At 56.2% G+C, this 17,786-nt stretch carries 18 protein-coding genes and 1 other RNA gene; 7 read left to right on the top strand and 12 right to left on the bottom strand.

All coding sequences use genetic code 11. The features are described from left to right. Window positions 1–37: 37 nt before the first annotated feature. From recR to ffs, 6 genes are all read right to left on the bottom strand, one after another. Entirely contained in the window at window positions 38–643 is a 606-nt protein-coding gene (recR, locus tag EDC90_RS16845; RefSeq protein WP_132313725.1) for a recombination mediator RecR, read from the bottom strand. A 38-nt stretch (window positions 644–681) separates the two neighbouring features. After that, window positions 682–1,293, bottom strand: coding sequence for a LysE family translocator (locus tag EDC90_RS16840; RefSeq protein ID WP_132313724.1), 612 nt, complete (start codon window positions 1,291–1,293; stop codon window positions 682–684). Between the two features lie 9 nt (window positions 1,294–1,302). Next, window positions 1,303–1,626, bottom strand: coding sequence for a YbaB/EbfC family nucleoid-associated protein (locus tag EDC90_RS16835; protein ID WP_132313723.1), 324 nt, complete (start codon window positions 1,624–1,626; stop codon window positions 1,303–1,305). A 27-nt stretch (window positions 1,627–1,653) separates the two neighbouring features. After that, window positions 1,654–3,678 (bottom strand): DNA polymerase III subunit gamma/tau, encoded by a 2,025-nt coding sequence (locus EDC90_RS16830; protein WP_132313722.1) that lies wholly within the window; start codon window positions 3,676–3,678, stop codon window positions 1,654–1,656. A gap of 162 nt (window positions 3,679–3,840) precedes the next feature. Beyond that, window positions 3,841–4,311, bottom strand: a complete 471-nt coding sequence (locus tag EDC90_RS16825; protein WP_132313721.1) for a YbaK/EbsC family protein — start codon at window positions 4,309–4,311, stop codon at window positions 3,841–3,843. A gap of 34 nt (window positions 4,312–4,345) precedes the next feature. Beyond that, window positions 4,346–4,442: signal recognition particle sRNA small type (ffs, locus tag EDC90_RS16820), an RNA gene on the bottom strand. Between the two features lie 202 nt (window positions 4,443–4,644). Here ffs and EDC90_RS16815 point away from each other — a divergent pair. From EDC90_RS16815 to EDC90_RS16800, 4 genes are all read left to right on the top strand, one after another. Next, window positions 4,645–5,058, top strand: a complete 414-nt coding sequence (locus EDC90_RS16815; protein ID WP_132313720.1) for an HIT family protein — start codon at window positions 4,645–4,647, stop codon at window positions 5,056–5,058. Beyond that, window positions 5,055–6,014: an NAD(+) diphosphatase gene (gene nudC / locus EDC90_RS16810; protein WP_132313719.1), complete on the top strand. Its 960-nt coding sequence runs from the start codon at window positions 5,055–5,057 to the stop codon at window positions 6,012–6,014. The genes EDC90_RS16815 and nudC overlap by 4 nt, the downstream gene beginning before the upstream one ends. Before the next feature lie 5 nt (window positions 6,015–6,019). After that, a complete protein-coding gene (locus EDC90_RS16805) occupies window positions 6,020–6,700 on the top strand; it encodes a helix-turn-helix transcriptional regulator (RefSeq protein WP_132313718.1) in 681 nt (226 codons plus the stop codon). A gap of 72 nt (window positions 6,701–6,772) precedes the next feature. Continuing rightward, window positions 6,773–7,147 carry a VOC family protein gene (locus tag EDC90_RS16800; RefSeq protein WP_132313717.1) on the top strand — a complete coding sequence of 125 codons (375 nt, stop codon included), beginning with the start codon at window positions 6,773–6,775 and terminating at the stop codon, window positions 7,145–7,147. A gap of 71 nt (window positions 7,148–7,218) precedes the next feature. On the opposite strand, the gene EDC90_RS16795 is transcribed toward EDC90_RS16800, so the two are convergent. Both EDC90_RS16795 and EDC90_RS16790 read right to left on the bottom strand, forming a co-directional pair. Further along, window positions 7,219–8,091: a prephenate dehydratase gene (locus EDC90_RS16795; protein WP_132313716.1), complete on the bottom strand. Its 873-nt coding sequence runs from the start codon at window positions 8,089–8,091 to the stop codon at window positions 7,219–7,221. Beyond that, entirely contained in the window at window positions 8,088–8,849 is a 762-nt protein-coding gene (locus EDC90_RS16790; protein WP_165972876.1) for a 3-deoxy-manno-octulosonate cytidylyltransferase, read from the bottom strand. Before EDC90_RS16790 ends, EDC90_RS16795 begins: the two co-directional genes overlap by 4 nt. Before the next feature lie 151 nt (window positions 8,850–9,000). Here EDC90_RS16790 and EDC90_RS16785 point away from each other — a divergent pair, with 151 nt between their 5' ends. Next, window positions 9,001–9,750 (top strand): c-type cytochrome, encoded by a 750-nt coding sequence (locus EDC90_RS16785; protein WP_132313714.1) that lies wholly within the window; start codon window positions 9,001–9,003, stop codon window positions 9,748–9,750. A gap of 12 nt (window positions 9,751–9,762) precedes the next feature. Here EDC90_RS16785 and EDC90_RS16780 read toward each other — a convergent pair whose 3' ends face one another. From EDC90_RS16780 to EDC90_RS16770, 3 genes are all read right to left on the bottom strand, one after another. Beyond that, window positions 9,763–10,707, bottom strand: coding sequence for an AEC family transporter (locus tag EDC90_RS16780; protein ID WP_132313713.1), 945 nt, complete (start codon window positions 10,705–10,707; stop codon window positions 9,763–9,765). Between the two features lie 105 nt (window positions 10,708–10,812). Next, a complete protein-coding gene (locus tag EDC90_RS16775; RefSeq protein WP_132313712.1) occupies window positions 10,813–11,451 on the bottom strand; it encodes a DedA family protein in 639 nt (212 codons plus the stop codon). Further along, entirely contained in the window at window positions 11,444–11,806 is a 363-nt protein-coding gene (locus EDC90_RS16770; RefSeq protein WP_132313711.1) for a hypothetical protein, read from the bottom strand. Before EDC90_RS16770 ends, EDC90_RS16775 begins: the two co-directional genes overlap by 8 nt. A gap of 146 nt (window positions 11,807–11,952) precedes the next feature. Here EDC90_RS16770 and EDC90_RS16765 point away from each other — a divergent pair, with 146 nt between their 5' ends. Further along, window positions 11,953–12,579 (top strand): ribonuclease D, encoded by a 627-nt coding sequence (locus EDC90_RS16765; RefSeq protein WP_132313710.1) that lies wholly within the window; start codon window positions 11,953–11,955, stop codon window positions 12,577–12,579. A gap of 254 nt (window positions 12,580–12,833) precedes the next feature. After that, window positions 12,834–15,437: an ATP-dependent chaperone ClpB gene (clpB, locus tag EDC90_RS16760; RefSeq protein ID WP_132313709.1), complete on the top strand. Its 2,604-nt coding sequence runs from the start codon at window positions 12,834–12,836 to the stop codon at window positions 15,435–15,437. A 108-nt stretch (window positions 15,438–15,545) separates the two neighbouring features. Here clpB and EDC90_RS16755 read toward each other — a convergent pair whose 3' ends face one another. Beyond that, complete coding sequence (locus EDC90_RS16755; RefSeq protein ID WP_132313708.1) at window positions 15,546–17,501, bottom strand: M23 family metallopeptidase; 1,956 nt, start codon at window positions 17,499–17,501, stop codon at window positions 15,546–15,548. Between the last annotated feature and the right edge of the window lie 285 nt (window positions 17,502–17,786).

Raw genomic sequence — 17,786 nt, 5'->3', positions numbered from 1 at the left:
AGCCCGTCCGGCTTCTCACTGAAACGCTGAAGCCGCTCTAAAGGCTTGTACGGGATCTGAGCGCTGCAATCAGCGTGCCTTCATCCAGATAATCAAGCTCGCCGCCGACAGGCACCCCATGGGCAAGACGGGTGATCTTGATATCGAGGCCTTCAAGCTGGTCTGTGATGTAATGGGCCGTCGCCTGCCCTTCGACGGTCGCGTTGACGGCAATCACCAGCTCTTTGACATGACCGGCCTTCACGCGATCGACAAGCGCCGAGATCGTCAGATCATCAGGGCCGATGCCATCAAGCGGCGAGAGCGTTCCGCCCAGAACGTGGTAAGCTGCGTTCAGCGCCGCGGCGCGTTCCAGCGCCCACAGATCGCCGACATCCTCAACGACAATGACAACGCTCTGGTCACGGGTCGGATCGGTGCAAATCGTGCAGGGGTCGGCGGTATCGACATTGCCGCAGGTCGAGCAGATCTTCACCTTCTCATGGGCCTCCTGCAATGCGCCGGAAAGCGGCCCCATCAGCTGATCCTTTTTCTTGATCAGGTGCAGAGCTGCGCGCCGCGCAGAGCGGGGGCCAAGCCCCGGCACCTTGGCCAGAAGCTGGATCAGTTTTTCAATTTCGGGACCGGTGACTCGTTTTGCCATGCGGAGGCTTTAGCGTATTCGAATGCGTTTGGGAATCGTTACCGGGCGGCAATCGCAACGGCAGCACTGCCGATCATGCCTGCGGAAATGCGGTTGGCGATCTTCATCGCGCGCGGGCTTTTCAGCAATCGTCGGGCCTTTGCCGCCAGAAACACCCATGAAAGATCGACCACAGCAAGCACGGCAATCAGTGTTGCCGTCAGCTCCAGCCAGCCAAAGACAGTCACGCGGCTGAGATCGATAATGCTTGGCAGTAGCGCCACATAAAACATCATGATCTTGGGGTTGCCGAGTGTGACACTCATTCCCGTCAGAAACAGCTTCAGGGTGGAGCCGGCCTCTGGCAGCGCCTCGCCCTTTTCGGAAGGATCAGATGTCCACATCTTCCATGCCAGATAGATGAGATAGCCGACACCTGCCCATTTGATCAGCACGAAGATTTCATGAAAGCGTTCGGCAATCGCAACGAGACCGAAGACTGCCAGTGTGAGCCACAGAGCCTCACCCAGCCACATGGCCACCAGAAAAGGCAACACATCGCGATGCCCGCGCGAAAGCACGCGAGCAACGAGCGCTGCCACACTTGGCCCCGGCGAACCGGCAGCCACAAACAGCGTGATGGCGAAAAGGACGAGGGCGCTGATTGTCATGTCAGATCATTAAAAAGGCAGCTTCATGCCGGGCGGGATCGGCAGTCCGGCAGTCAGTTCCTTGGTCATTTCCTCAGCCTTCTGCTCGGCCCGGTCCTTGGCATCGCGATGCGCGGCAACGATCAGGTCTTCCAGCATTTCGGCGTCATCTTCAGAAAGCAGCGTCGGGTCGATCTTGATCGACAGCATCTCGCCCTTGCCGGTCATTTTCACATTAACCATGCCGCCGCCGGAAACGCCCTCGACTTCGGTGGCAGCGATATCCTGCTGCAACTGTTCCATCTTGGACTGCATTTCTTTCATCTTGCCCATCATGCCCATGAGGTCACGCATGCACTTCTCCTTGAGTATTCTGTTTTCTTAAAACTCTTCATCGAGGTCATCGCCGGGCAGCACATCGCCGTCATCGTTGATGGCTGCATCGGGCGCGTCTTCTGTCTCTCCGGTTTCGGGTGTTTCATCGGCGCGAACCCGCACATCGGTAATCCGGGCACCGGGGAACATCTTCATGATCGCGATGATTTCAGGTGTTTCGCTGGCGTCGCGGAAAAGCTGAGCCCGCTCGGCGGCCTCTGATTCCAGAAGCGTTGGCTCCCCGGCCTCACTGCTTAAGACGACGACCCATTTCTCGTCGGTCCATTCCTTCAGCTTTGGCCCAAGCTCCTGAGAAAGTGAACGGGGCGCGCCGGGCTCAAGACGTATTTCAATCTGGCCGCTTTCGCCGTCAGTGCCCGGCTTCAGACGCACCAGATGCACGAAGTTGCGGATTTCAGCCCGTAACTTGATCGCCCGGTGCTGGCTGCAAAGATCGGTAATGTCGCGCAAAGATTTGATTTTCGAAGACGAAACTGCCGCTGCGTCCGCTTTCGTCTGTATCTGTTCTGCTGGTATCGGCTCCGGCTCTGCGACCGCTTCGCTGACAGGTTCAGCTTCATTCTGCGCCGCCTCGGCTGCAGTGTCTGCATCCGGCGCGGCTTCCTCAGGCGCGCGTGCCTCTGCCGATTGTGGACGCAGCATAGTAACCGTTGCCGAACGTTGCGGCTGCGGTGCAGACGATGCCGTCGTTTGCTGCGATGGCGCGGCTGCGGTTGATGCTGGTTGAGATGCTGAAGGGGTTGCTCTTGCCTGCGAAGCCGCCGGTGCTGAGGGTGAAGCCGGAGCTGACGGCGATGCGGCTTCGCCACTTTCCAGTTCCATCAGGCGGCGTGCCGCATCTTCCGGTGAAGGCAGGCTTGCGGCGTGGGCCAGGCGGATCAGCACCATTTCGGCAGCACCATAAGGCCTGGCGGCATTTTCAGCCTCGGGGATACCCTTCAGCAGCATCTGCCAGATGCGGGAAAGCACTGAAACAGCAATGTTCTGGGCGTATTCTGCACCTTGCGTTCGTTCAATCTCGCTCAGCGAAACGTCTTCCGCACCGTCCGTGACGAATTTCAACCTTGTGACAAGATGGGTGAAGTCTGCCAGGTCGGTCAGTACGACAACGGGATTGGCTCCGGCTTCGTATTGTGACTGAAACTCGTTAAGGGCAGCGGCGACATCGCCGTTGACGATATGACCGAACAGGTCGACAATGCGGGCACGGTCGGCAAGACCGAGCATGGCGCGCACAGCATCGGCTTCAACCTTACCGTTGCCATGGGAAATCGCCTGATCCAGCAGTGAAAGTCCGTCACGCGCCGAGCCTTCTGCCGCGCGGGCAATCATCGACACAGCGTCTTCTTCGATTTCGACGCCTTCCTTGGCGGAGATCGTTGTGAATAGCCGGACGAGGTCGGCAGCCGGAATACGGCGCAGATCAAAGCGCTGGCAGCGTGACAGCACCGTGATCGGCACTTTGCGGATTTCTGTCGTGGCGAAGATGAACTTCACATGTTCCGGTGGCTCTTCCAGCGTTTTCAACAGGCCGTTAAAGGCCTGCGTGGAGAGCATATGCACCTCGTCAATGATGTAGACTTTATAGCGTGCCTGCGATGGACGATAGCGAACCTGATCGATGATCTCGCGGATGTCATCGATACCGGTATGCGAGGCCGCATCCATCTCAATGACGTCAACATGGCGCCCTTCCATGATCGCCTGACAATGCTCGCCCATTTCTTTCAGGTCGATGGTCGGCTTGTCGACCGTGTCAGTTTTATAGTTCAGCCCACGCGCCAGAATGCGCGCGGTGGTGGTTTTGCCAACCCCGCGCACACCAGTCAGCATATAGGCCTGTGCAATTCGCCCGGTTTCGAACGCATTGGTGAGCGTGCGGACCATCGGTTCCTGACCGACCATCAGGTCGGAGAAATCTTTCGGGCGGTATTTGCGTGCGAGCACGCGATAGCCCTGTTCCGTCTTTTCCGGCGTTTCAGCCTGTGTGTCGGATATTGTCTTGTCCATTGCCACTCATGTCGCTTTCTGCTCGGCCCGCAGATGAAGGTCGTTTCCGGGCAGGCAGCGAGGATATTCGATCCTTTGGGCCGGAGTCACAAACAGGGTCTCAGTCTTGCAGAAGTTTTGGCGAAATGCACAGGATTTTTTGATTTCCTGAACCTCGCTGTGTCAGCCGGCTGGCTGCTGGCAGACATCAACCCACTGAGCACCGGTAATTTCAGCCATGTGTGAAGGAGATATGCGAACCGCCGCATTGCGGGCGCCTGCTGCCGGTACAACTTCATCAAAAGCCTTCAGGCTTTCATCGCAATAAACAGGAATGTCGCTTGCAAGTCCGAACGGACATACGCCGCCGACGGGATGCCCTGTGACCGTCTCAACCTCATTCAGCGATAACATCTTGACCTTGCCGCCGAAAAAGGCCTTGGCCTTTTTGTTATCGAGACGGGCGTCGCCACGGGCAACCAGAAGTAAAATACGATCTTTTACAGCAAATGAGAGCGTTTTTGCGATTTGGGCCGGGTCGACATTATGAGCAGCTGCAGCCTCTTCAACAGTGGCGCTGCTGGCTTCTGTTTCAATGATGACGAGGTCCGGCGCCGACTGGTTCAAGTGTTCCCTTACACTCTCAATGCTCATTCCATCTCCAGCACGGCTTTCATAGAAACGAAGGGTGGGAGGCTGGCACGATGACCCGTGCCGGGCTCGTTAGGGCTGCTTCCTTCCGGACCTGACCCGGTTGGCGAGTGGCGCGTCCACCACCAACCTCCCAAGCGCACATATCGTCAATTTGAATATTGAATGCAAGCGCAGGACCGAAAAAAACTCAGAATGACGCCCGATTGTCTTTCAGCGTAGTCGCGAAGCGTTTACGTTTATTGTTATTGTGCCATCTTTATTATGGATGGGTCATGCCGGATGCATGAACAATAAAAACGGAAACGCTTTTTAAAACCGGGAAGCATACGCGCCATGCAGGAATTTACCCTCGATGAGAGGCTGGAACGTGACAGCATCTGCCTCGCCAATCTGGGCCTGACCCAGTTGCGCCTGATGAAAGACGGGCGCTGGCCGTGGCTGATTGCAGTGCCGCGACGTGCAGACGTGACCGAGGTGTTTGAGCTGGCGCCACTGGATCAGACCATGCTGACCTTTGAGGTAAACGAAGCGGCGAAAGCGCTCAAGGGTGTCACCGGTGCTGAGAAAATCAATATTGCCATGATCGGCAATCAGGTCCGCCAGCTTCATGTACATATTGTTGCCCGATTCAGCGGCGACCCCAACTGGCCCGGTCCGATCTGGGGCTATGGTGAGCCGGTCTTCCACACCGGCGACACAATGAAGATGCTCGCTGTGAAAATCACTGAGGCTATGTCAGACCAATGAAATCCATGTTTGACCATTTCGGTCCGTTTGACGACCCAAGCGGGCTCACCGCTTTTGCAGGTTGCCGTATCATCCGGGATTCTGAGCATCGTGACGATGATGCACTGATTAAGGCCGCGCGTTCTCCTGATGCCCGTTTTTTTGTATTCGCTGGCGGTCAGTTTATCTTCAAGCATGAGCGTCAGGTGCTGGACCCTTTCTTCGCACGCTACGAAGTTCTTGAACTTTCGCCTGATCGTGAAAGCGCTGTTCTGATCGGTCATGAGCCCGGTGGTGCGCCGCTTCTGGCGATTGATGTCGGACTGAACCCGGAGGCATTGCCTGCACATCTGAAAGCGGCAAGTGCGCGGGCTGTCTATAGCGAGGGGCTGATGGATGGCGAAACGCTGGGCGCGTTTGCATTGGCGGTCAGCCTGAATGCCTGGACCCGCAATCACCGCTTCTGCGGTGTGTGCGGCGGAAAGACAGAAGGGGCTGCCGGTGGCTTTCGCCGCCAGTGCACGGCCTGTGGGCATATGATGTTTCCCCGCACTGATCCGGTCGCGATCATGCTGGTGGTGGATGAGGACAAGGATCGCTGTTTGCTGGGCCGAAGCCCGCATTTCCGTGAGGGCATGTATTCATGCCTTGCCGGTTTTCTGGAACCCGGTGAAACGCTTGAAGATGCCGTGCGCCGTGAGGTGATGGAAGAATCCGCCATTCGCGTCGGGGCCGTGCGCTATTATGCCTCGCAGCCCTGGCCGATGCCGCATATGCTGATGCTTGGTTGTTACGGAAAGGCAGAGAGCTTTGAGGTCAGCCGCGATGATCTTGAGCTTGATGATTGTCGCTGGTTTTCACGGCAGGAACTTGCAGATGTTCTGGATGGTCGCCATAGCTATGTCACGGCACCACCGGAAGGCGCCATTGCCTACCGGCTGATGCGTGATTTCGTCGACTGGCCACGCGGAGACTGACCCGCATGTCTGGAACGCGCTCAGAGCGTCTTCTCGCCCTGTTGCAGCTTTTACGCGGTCATCGCTATCCGGTTTCCGGCGAGAAACTTGCTGATCTGCTCAATGTCAGCTTGCGCACACTTTATCGCGACATCGCCAGTTTGCGCGCTCAGGGAGCGGCGATCGAGGGCGAAGCCGGTATCGGCTATGTCTTGCGCCCCGGCTTTCTGTTGCCGCCAATGATGTTTTCAGCAGAAGAAATCGAGGCGCTGGTGCTGGGATCGCGCTGGGTCGAGCGATCAACAGATGAAAAGCTTTCAGCCGCCGCATCGCAGGCACTGACGAAGATTGCCAGCATTCTGCCTGAGCACTTGTCGGATATGCTTGATCAGACGGCTCTGATTATCGGCCCTCGGGATATTGCGCCTGAAACAGCTGATATCGGGGTTTTGCGCGGTGCCATTCGAGATAGCCTCAAAGTCGAACTCGACTACCGGGATGAAAATGCCCGTGCCAGCCGCCGAGTTATATGGCCGATTGGACTGGCCTATTTCGAGCGTGTACGGGTCGTAGTTGCATGGTGTGAAATGCGCGACGGTTTCCGGCATTTTCGAACTGACCGGATTGCGGGGCTGACCGTCAGCGATCAACGCTACCCTGAGCGCCGGTCAGTTCTTTTGCATAACTGGCGCAAAACGCTGCCTTAAAAAACACTGCTGACAGAAACTGTCACTGTCCTGGCTCAAAATGCTCCCGTCTTACAACAGAAGGAGCGTTTCATGTCTATGAAGCCAGTCAATCTGATTGTTCTGTACGTCGATGATGTGCAAAAGAGTGCAATCTTTTATCAGGCTCTTCTGGGCCTTCAGCCGAATGTTTTATCGGAAGGCTTTATTGCTTTCCATATGCCGGGCGGGCTGATGCTCGGTCTCTGGCGAAAGGCAACAGCCAAACCGGAAGCAGAAGGTGGTCCCGGCGTTTCTGAAATCGGTGTGATGATGGATGCACCGGGTGGCGTGGCTGCGTTTTACCGTCAGGCCGAAGCCGATGGTTATATCATCCTTCAGCCGCTTGCGACGGCGCCGTTCGGGCCGACATTTGTGATTGCCGATCCGGATGGTCACCGCATTCGTGTGTGCGAGCCGGACAAATAAAAGTTGGTTGGCGAAGGCACTGCACTTTAGAAAATCGCAGTCAGATGTTTCGCATCTGATTGCGAAATGCTCTAAATTCCGGGCATCGCCTGAAGTGTACGGCGCATGGGGTGGCCTTCATAAACACCCAGAATCCGCACCTTTTCAGAGAAGAATTCCAGTTCCTCAAGCGCCCGGGCAACAGCAGGCTCGTCCGGATGGCCTTCGATATCGGCATAAAACTGTGTGGCAATGAATTTGCCACCGATCTGATAACTTTCCAGCTTGGTCATATTGATGCCATTGGTGGCAAAGCCCCCAAGCGCCTTGTAAAGGGCTGCCGGGATGTTGCGAACGTTGAAGATGAAGGTGGTCACAATCGTCTTGTCCGGTCCGTTCATCGGAGCGTGCTTTTCCTTGTCGGAAAGCACAACAAAACGGGTGACATTGTTCTCTGAGTCTTCAACATTTTCCGCCAGGATGTCGAGCTCGTAGAGCGAGGCGGCAAGCTTCGGCGCGAGCGCAGCCATGGATTTATCGCCCTTTTCCCTCACCAGCATAGCGGCACCTGCCGTATCACCGGCAATAACCGGGTTCCACTTGTTCCGGCGGATGATCTTGCGGCACTGGCCGAGTGCATGGATGTGGCTGTGGACCGTTTTGATGTCTTCCAGCTTTGTTCCCGGCAGTGCCATCAGCTGAAAACGGATCGGCATGAAATATTCGCCGGTAATGTAAAGCCGCGAATCAGGAAGCTGGTAATGGATATCGGCCACGCGTCCGGCCAGCGTGTTTTCAATCGGTATCATCGCCAGATCGGCATCGCCGTTTTCGACCGCCAGAAACGCATCCTCGAAGGTCTTGCACGGCAACGGTTCCATATCCGGATAAACATCGCGGCAGGCCATATCGGAATTGGCACCAAACTCACCCTGAAAGGCGATGCGGTTGGTTTTCATGATCATGACTGTTCCTTCCGGCCTTCCAGAATCCGACGGGCCTTTTCCAGGTCTTCCGGTGTATCAACACCCAGCGGCACATCGTTGACGATTTCGACATCGATCCGCATGCCATGTTCGAGCGCGCGCAACTGCTCCAGCCGCTCGCGCTCTTCGAGAAACGAGCGCGGCAGAGAAACGAAGCGCTCCAGCGCTTCGCGACGGTAAACATAAAGCCCGACATGATGATAAAGCGGGCCATCGCCCCATGGTGCCGTTGCCCGTGTAAAGTAAAGGGAGCGAAGCCGGGTTGCGCCGATCGGGGCTCCGACGACCTTCACCACCTGTGATGCGGTCTTGTCAGCTTCCTCCTTGATTTCGACGGCAAGTGTTGCGATGTCGACGGCGCGGTTTTCAAGCGGTCTCAATGCCGCCTGAATGATGCGCGGATCAATCGTCGGAAGATCGCCCTGAACATTGATAACCGCTTTTGCCTTGCCTTCGGGATCGACTTTCCTGAGCGCTTCATAGATTCGGTCAGAACCGGATTGATGCTGCTGTCCGGTCATCACCACTTCATAACCGGCGTTTGCCACGGCTTCATAAACCCGGTCATCATCGACAGCGACCACAATCCGGCCCATCCCGGCTTCACGGGCCCGGTCTGCAACCTGCACAATCATCGGCTTGCCCGCGATATCGGCCAGCGGTTTGTCCGGCAGGCGGGTCGAGGCCATGCGGGCGGGTATGAGAATGATGGTTTCGTCGGAGGAGTGGTGTTTCACTGTCTTGCTCTTTATCAATCTGCGCATACAATTGAAAACGGTCGGGGCGCGGAGACCCGCGCCGTTGCATCAGAGCATCAAAAGACATAGGTTCTTTTGGATTGCAAGGTGGTCTGGTGGAGAGGCCGGGCGGAAGGGGAGCTGCAACGCAATGAAATTCAATCTCAATATGGTCCTGGCGTCGCTGTTAGGGACAATCTTTGTCCTGATGACGGTTTCGTTCGTTTCTGAAGCGGTTTTTGATCCGAGATTGCCGGAAAAAGAGGGCTATGCGATTGCAGTGCCGGAGGAGCCTGCATCCGGCAAGCCCGTTGAAAAGCAGGAAACACCGATTGCAGTGCTTCTGGCAAATGCCAGTGCGGATGCGGGGACGCGTGTTTTTAAACGCTGTCAGGCCTGTCACACCGATACCGAAGGCGGTCCCAACAAGGTCGGTCCGAATCTCTGGGATATCGTGAACCGGCCGGTGGCCTCTCATGAAGGCTTTTCCTACTCCGCTGCCATGAAGGAATACGCCAATGGCGGCGAGACATTATGGACCTATGAGAATCTTGATGCCTTCATCAAAGCGCCGAAAAAGGATGTCCCCGGCACGGCGATGGGCTTTGCCGGCCTTTCCGATGATGAGGACCGCGCTGATCTGATTGCCTATCTGAGCACGATGTCGAACGATCCTGTGCCTTTCCCGGAACCGGAGCCTGAAAAAACGGCAGATGCCAGTGGCACCGCAACAACGCCCGAAGGTGACGAAACAACGCCTGCTGAGCAGACAGATGCCGCTTCAGGTGAGCCTGCGGATGCCGGCAAACCGAATGAAGAGGCACCGGGTGAGGGGGGCGACGACGCGTCTGAAGATGGTGGCTCTGCTTCGCAAACAGACGCGGCTTCACAATCTGAATGATCGGAGACCTGTTCAGTATCCGAGCACAAACACCCAGAAGCTGACGGTGAGAACACCAAGTGCCGTGGTCAGCGTGATTGTCGAGGCAGCGATGTTTTTGCCGGTGCCGAACTGATTGGCCAGCACGAAAGCGTTGACACCAGCCGGTGTCGCGCCGGTTAAAACCAGCGTCGCCGTTGCCACATCGGACAGGCGAAAGAGATGGGCCAGCGCAAAGACCATGGCGGGTAGAAATAAGAGCTTGATGGCTGATACCACGCTGAACAGGCCGACATTGCCTGCAATCTTATATTGTGTCAGCGTCATGCCGATGGAGATCAGGGCAACGGGTGCCGCCATGCTGGCAATCATGTTGATGACAACGGCAGGCGGGCCGCCAAGCTGAACATTAATGACGTGCAGCATAGCGCCGATGAAAAGCCCGATCACCAGCGGACTGGAAACCAGATTATAAAGCACGGTCATCGCCACTTTACGCGGGTTGCTCATGGCGCCGCCTTCCTGTGCCTTGGCGTGCTCCACCAGAACGGTGCCGGTAACCATCATCACCGGCATATGAATGGCAAGGATCAGTGACAGCACGATCAGACCATTTTCGCCGACGATATGGCTGATCAGCGGAATGCCGATAAATGCTGCATTGGCGAACGTCCCGGAAAGACCGATGATCACAGCAGATGCGCGATCCCGGTGAAAGAAATGCCGGGCGATCAGGGCGGCGCTTGTCCAGGCGATGGCCACGCCGCAAAAATAGGTGAGCCAGATCTTCAGCGGCTGGGCATCGTGAAAATCAGCCACGGCAACCGTGCGCATCAAAAGGACCGGAAGCGCAATCTTGAAGACAAAGCTGGTCAGAACTCCCGCATGTTCCGCCTTGAAATAGTTGAGTTTGACAACCGCCCAACCGATGAGGATCAGCACGAAAAGAGGCAGGACGCTGTTAACGATTTCGTTCATGAGAGGCTTTCGCGCGAAGCGGGGGGAGGAACTGAAATTCAGTTATGAAAGATGTTCCGCTCAGGTTGCGCTGTCAAGCAAGGGCAGGCGGCTGGTGTGCGGCACTCAGTAGCGGCTGCGGGGTTTGATAAAGCGTGGGCGGTCTTTATGCAGAATACGCAGCAGAATTTTAAGCAGACGGCGGCCCAGAATGAGCGCGATAAAGCCTGCTGCGAGGAAGACGCTGGCATTTCCGGCGATCTGGGCAACGGCGATGATGTTCTGTGAAAATGTGTAGCCGAGAAGCGTATAACCACCGACCCAGAGCACCTGTCCTGGAACCGCGGCGCTGACAAAGCTTTTCCAGCGCATGCCGGCAGCGCCGGCAACCGGGTTGACGTAGGGGCCGATCATGGCCAGCAGCCAGCGCGTCAGAAAAATGGCGATCACACCTCTACGATCCAGAAATGCGCGTGCCCGGTCAATGAGCCGGCGCTGCTTGGGCCCCCGGTTTGCAAGCCGCTCCACCACTTCGGTTCCGCGCAGGCGGCCCAGCCAGTAGCCGAACTGATCGCCGCTGCAGGCGGCTGCAAAACATGCCGGGAACAGTGCCCAGAGGGGAATGTCGCCGGTGGCGACCAGAGAGCCGCCGAGCAGCATCATTACGGCGGCTGGCAGCGGAATGCCGCAGCAGGCCAGAAAGACGGTCAGCGCAATCACCGGCGTGCCGTAAACCGGTATCAGAGCGAGGAACTGTTCACTCATCAGGTTCCGTCTCCGCCTTTTCGTGCGCGATCAGTGCCTCTTCGACCTGATTTTCCAGCTCGGTCACGGAGATGCCCTTAAGTCTGGCAATCTGGTGCAGCGTCAGGCGGCGGTCGACTTCGGGAAGCATGCCCAGTGCCTCGGAAAGGTCCGGCGTTGGAATGTCATACACCATCGAAACGTGACCAAGTGTCATCCAGCCTCTCAGGTCAACGTCACGGTTTTCCGGATTGTGCCAATAAAACACGATCAGTATGAAGCGGGCCGCGAAAATCAGTGCGACAAGGGCCGTGATCAGAAATGCAATGCAAAGCGGGCGATGGCGCCGCCAGAGTGCGCGAACGGGAATTCTCACATTTTCTCCTTCGCTTCTGTTTCGGGTTTCCTGCCTGAATTCGGCGGCTGTTGCTCGCCAGTTCACGTTTTAGGTATCGCATTGCGGTGCAATCCGCTATGACGCGCACCAACAAAACGCAAGAAGAAATTCCGGAGAAGAGACGGATGACTGCAGCAATCCGCGTTCACAAGAACGATATTTCCGCCGAAGATGCCGCCCGTTATACAGGTGCCATTGCGATCGACACTGAAACACTTGGCCTTGTTCCGCGTCGCGACAGGCTTTGCGTTGTGCAGCTTTCCCCCGGTGATGGTTCCGCCGATGTGATACAGATCAGCGCTGGCCAGAAAGAGGCGCCGAATCTCGTTGCCATGCTGGCCGATCCTGCGCGGCAGAAGATCTTTCATTTTGGCCGGTTCGATATCGCTGTTCTGTTTCACACCTTCGGCGTGACCACGGAAAATGTCTTCTGCACCAAGATTGCCTCGAAGCTGACCCGAACCTATACGGACCGGCACGGACTCAAAGATAATTTGCGCGAAATGCTCGAAGTTGATGTGTCCAAGGCGCAGCAATCGTCTGATTGGGCTGCGGAAGAACTATCCGAAGCTCAGCTGAATTATGCGGCCTCCGATGTGCTCTATCTTCACGCTTTGCGCGATAAGCTGATGGAGCGCCTGATCCGTGATGGCCGGATGGACTTTGCCGGTGCCTGCTTCAGTTTCCTGCCAACCCGGGCAAAGCTTGATCTGCTCGGCTGGGAAGACAGCGATATCTTCGCACATAGCTGATGATTATTGGCCTGAAGTGTCTGAAGTTGAAGGGCTAACGTCTGATTCTCAGCGGGTTTGTCGGCTGTTGCAAAATCGCAACAAAAACGTCCCGGACGATCTTTAAACGGTCTCAAAGCCTCCCCATATCACTGAAGCGCAGGCAGCGATGACGTTGCCTGTGGCAGCAGTAGCGGTTCGCCTCAAGCAAGGGGGCCGATCTTTATCATCGCCGCGTCGCTTTCAAAGGTCGGGGTGAGGAATGGAGGCAAATTATGGATTTTGAAAAATACTCGGAGCGGGTTCGCGGCTTTCTGCAGTCTGCTCAAACCTATGCCCTCGGTGAGGGCCATCAGCAGTTCGGCCCAGAGCATGTTCTGAAAGTTTTACTGGATGACCGCGAAGGCATGGCGGCCTCGCTGATCGCCCATGCAGGAGGCGATGCTGCGAAAGCGCGCCTTGCCAACGATGCTGCGCTTGCAAAACTGCCGAAGGTAACCGGTGGTAACGGGCAGATCTATCTGGCCCAGCCGCTCGCCAAGGTTTTCAATACGGCCGAAGATGCAGCCAAAAAGGTTGGTGACAGCTTCGTCACCGTTGAGCGCCTGTTGCTGGCTCTGACAATCGAGAAAAGCGCGTCGACTTCGAAGTCGCTTTCAGGCGCTGGCGTTACGCCCAACGGGTTGAATGATGCTATCAATGAAATTCGCAAAGGTCGTACCGCAGACAGCGCCAATGCCGAACAGGGCTATGATGCGCTGAAAAAATATGCGCGCGATCTGACGGCGGACGCTCGCGATGGCAAGCTGGATCCGGTGATTGGCCGCGACGATGAAATTCGCCGTACAATTCAGGTGCTGTCACGCCGTACGAAAAACAATCCGGTTCTGATTGGTGAGCCCGGCGTCGGCAAAACGGCGATCACGGAAGGTCTTGCTCTGCGCATTGTTGACGGTGATGTGCCGGAAAGCCTGAAAGACAAAAAGCTGATGGCGCTGGACATGGGCGCTCTGATCGCCGGGGCGAAGTACCGCGGGGAATTTGAAGAGCGGCTGAAAGCGGTCCTGAATGAGGTTCAGTCCGAAAACGGAAACATCATCCTGTTCATCGACGAAATGCACACGCTGGTCGGCGCTGGCAAAACCGATGGTGCGATGGATGCATCCAATCTGCTGAAACCGGCACTGGCGCGTGGCGAACTGCACTGCGTTGGTGCAACCACGCTGGATGAGTATCGCCAGCATGTTGAAAAGGATGCAGCCCTTGCCCGCCGCTTCCAGCCCGTGATGGTGAACGAGCCGACGGTTGAGGATACGATTTCGATCCTGCGCGGGTTGAAGGAGAAATATGAGCAGCATCATCAGGTGCGCATTTCCGATAGCGCGCTTGTTGCATCTGCCACACTTTCAAACCGCTATATCACGGACCGGTTCTTGCCCGACAAGGCCATCGACCTGATGGACGAGGCAGCAAGTCGCGTCCGTATGCAGGTCGATTCCAAGCCGGAAGAGCTGGACGAGCTGGATCGCCGCATCATTCAGCTGAAGATTGAGCGTGAGGCACTGAAGAAGGAAACCGACCGTGCTTCCAAGGATCGGCTGGAAAAGCTCGAATCCGAACTGGTTTCACTGGAAGAAGAGGCGGATACGCTGACAGCCCGGTGGCAATCCGAAAAGAACAAGCTCAACCGTGCTGCGGATCTGAAAAAGCAGCTGGATGCTGCCCGCAATGAGCTGGCGATTGCCCAGCGCAGTGGTGAGTATCAGAAAGCCGGTGAACTGGCCTATGGTTCGATCCCGAAGCTGGAAAAAGAACTGCAAGACGCTGAGGCTGAAGACAATACCGTAACGGATTCGATCCTCAACGAGGTGGTAACGCCGGACAATATTGCCCAGGTGATTTCCCGTTGGACCGGGATCCCGGTCGACAGCATGCTGGAAGGTGAACGCGAAAAGCTGCTGCGGATGGAAGATGAGCTGGCAAAATGGGTTGTCGGGCAGGGCGAGGCTGTGCAATCGGTTTCGAGGTCCGTCCGCCGTGCCCGTGCCGGCCTCCAGGATCCGAACCGGCCGATTGGCTCGTTCATTTTCTTAGGCCCGACGGGTGTTGGTAAAACCGAACTGACCAAATCGCTGGCGCGCTTCCTGTTCGATGACGATTCGGCGATGGTGCGGATGGATATGTCGGAATATATGGAGAAACACTCCGTAGCCCGGCTTATCGGCGCACCGCCCGGCTATGTCGGCTATGATGAAGGTGGTGTTCTGACTGAGGCTGTGCGGCGCAGACCATATCAGGTTATCCTGTTCGATGAGATCGAAAAGGCGCATCCGGATGTCTTCAACGTGCTTTTGCAGGTGCTTGATGACGGACGGCTGACCGATGGTCAGGGGCGTACCGTCGATCTCAAGAACACGATCATCATCATGACGTCGAATCTGGGATCGGAATTCCTCACCCAGCTCGGTGACGATGAAGACAGCTCTGTCGCTCGCGAACAGGTCATGGAAGTTGTCCGGGCGTCGTTCAGACCGGAATTCTTGAACCGGGTTGACGATATCATCCTGTTCCATCGTCTGCATCGCGAAGACATGGGTGCCATTGTCGATATCCAGCTTCAGCGGCTCGAAGCGCTTCTGGCTGACCGCAAGGTTGTGCTTGAGCTGAAGCCCGATGCACGCGAATGGCTGGCCGAAAAGGGTTATGACCCGGCTTATGGTGCACGACCGTTGAAACGGGTAATCCAGACATCCGTGCAGGATCCGCTGGCAGAGAAAATTCTGGCTGGTGATATCTCAGATGGCGCGCATATCAAGGTCAGTGCTGGTTCTGACCGGCTGTTGTTTTCCATCGGCGCCGGGCTGGAACAGGCCGCTTAAGAGACCTCAAAAGGCCGATTTGCGGTGAAGACAAGATCAAAGCCCGCCGGAAACGGCGGGCTTTCGTGTTTCATGTTACCTGCTGAACCGACCCGAAAACTATTTAGCTTATGATCTGTTGGCCGCATTGGAAGCGATATTGGTTTCCGTGCTGTTGCCCAAAAGAGCATCGATGCGTTTTCGCTCGCTTTCAAACTGGACCAGATTCTCTCCGGAAAGCGCGTCTGCATTTGGAAACTTGATTTTCATCGGATCGACTTTGGTACCGTTCACAATCATCTCGTAGTGAAGGTGCGGACCTGTCACGAGACCTGTTGCGCCGATGTAACCGATCACCTGGCCCTGTTTGACACGGGCACCTTCTGTCACGCCGGGCGCAATCTTGCTCTGATGGTTATAGGAGGTTTCATAACCATTGGCGTGGCGGATGATTGTCTGGTTACCGTATCCGCTGGATGACCAGCCTGCCTTTTCGACAACCCCGTCACCTGCGGCAATAATCGGCGTGCCCGTCGGGGCTGCCCAGTCCACACCGCTGTGCATCCGCGCGTATTTCAATACCGGGTGGCGACGCATTCCGAAGCCGGATGTGAACTTGCCATTGGGAACGGGGTTTCGCAGCAGGAAGCGGCGAATGCTTTTGCCTTCCCTGTCATAAAAGGAAATCGCACCGGTTTTCGGATCACGATAGCGGTATAGTCTGAAGGACTGGTCGCCGATCTGTGCGTCGATATAAAACAGTTCCGATGTTTCGGTCGCCTGTCCGTTTTCATCGGCATTGGAAAAGAACAGATCGAGCTGATCATCCGGAGAGGCCTGTGCCTGAAGATTAACCTTGCTCGCCAGAAGCGATACGAGTTGAGCAGCCATGCGCTCATTCAGGCCGTAGCTCAGTGCTGCCCGGTAGATGCCATCATAAACCCGAACGGGCTTCTTGGTCATGCCGATCAGAAGGTCTGTATCTTCGGCTGAAGCATTGGCGACGGCCTCCGACAGGGCCGGCTCAACACCTTTCACAAAGCGTCCTTCATCGTTCAGCGCCATTGTCATCACATGGTCACCGGCGCGGTAAAGGCTTATTCGAACCACGCGAACATTGCGGCCCATCCGCATCAGGCCAATCCGTATGACATCCCCGGCTTCCAGCATGTCCGAACCGCTTGCCTGGTCAATAAGCCGACTCATTTCGTCAGCCTGTCTTCCGGGATAGCCCGCTGCTTTCAGTAAAGCCGCGGCTTCAACGGGCTGGCGAACCGGCAGGATATCATCGTTGAAATCCTGTGTGAAAACCGACTGAAGCGCGCTGACAGAGACGTTTTCATCAACAATCTGGGCTGTAAGCCCGGGATTGAAGGGGCCGACAGCCGTATCAGCTTCAAAACGATCCGGGTTGACATAGCTGAGCATGGACACTTCGCCCATGCTGTTTTGAAAAGCGGCTTCATTTGAACGGATCGCGGCCTCGATCTGCTGCGTTGTCAGTTCACCCGCATAAGGCCGCGTGTTGCCATTCAGCGAAAATTCGTCTGTCTGGAGCTCGACTTCTCCGACAACGTCGGTTCCATAGATCATGTCATTTGAACCGGTCGCGCCGTCGGGCGTCTCGCCGGTGGAGAAAACCGCGAAGGGGTCGAAGGCCGGGTAGTCCGGGGTGGCGCCGTAGTTTGCAGCCAGCGCCATCTTCACTTCCGAAAAGGCTTCGTAGTGAATGACATCACGATTATCCTGCCGCTCAACCGTCGGCACCTGAAGGATACGTTTGTTGGAAGGTTTGGCGATCACCGTGGTCGGGATCAGCCGTTTTCCTCTGACGGCATCATCATCAGTGGCTGAGATACCGGGGGTCGCACTGGCAAATGCGGAGGCCGGGATGGCAAGCCGCTGACGACCGTCTACCGCAGCTGAAAGAGCAACCGCCATCAAGGCCGTGCCCGTCAGCCCGGTCAGGCATGCACCCGTGAGCCACCGCAACGAAACATCACGCCGCGCTGGCGGCCGACGACCGTCCACAACAATAGGTGTCTTCCTGCCAAAAGAGCGTGCCGGATTTTTCTTGTTCTTCATAAACCTGCTGTCACGCATAAAGTAGTCGGAAAGAGCGCCGCGCGCGTTCCTCTAAGTGCCCCAGAATAGTCTTAGCTGTCAATGAGCCCGGCGTCTCGCCACCAGAGACCATTGAAGATTATATAACGAGAATATTCCTTCGCGGCTGAAAGTGGCACTTTGATGTCGTTGCTGGTCTGCCGATCTTATGAATAAACCCCTGCCCATTTTTCATTCATTTCATTGTATTGCTGTTTTGTTGGGCTGATTGATTGGTTAATGTGTGTTAATGATTTGGGTTTGGCG

The sequence above is a fragment of the Martelella mediterranea genome, from assembly GCF_004342225.1.
GTDB classification, from domain to species: domain Bacteria; phylum Pseudomonadota; class Alphaproteobacteria; order Rhizobiales; family Rhizobiaceae; genus Martelella; species Martelella mediterranea_B.
Note: the sequence above shows the minus strand (reverse complement) of the source record. Positions and strands in the feature narration are given on the sequence as shown.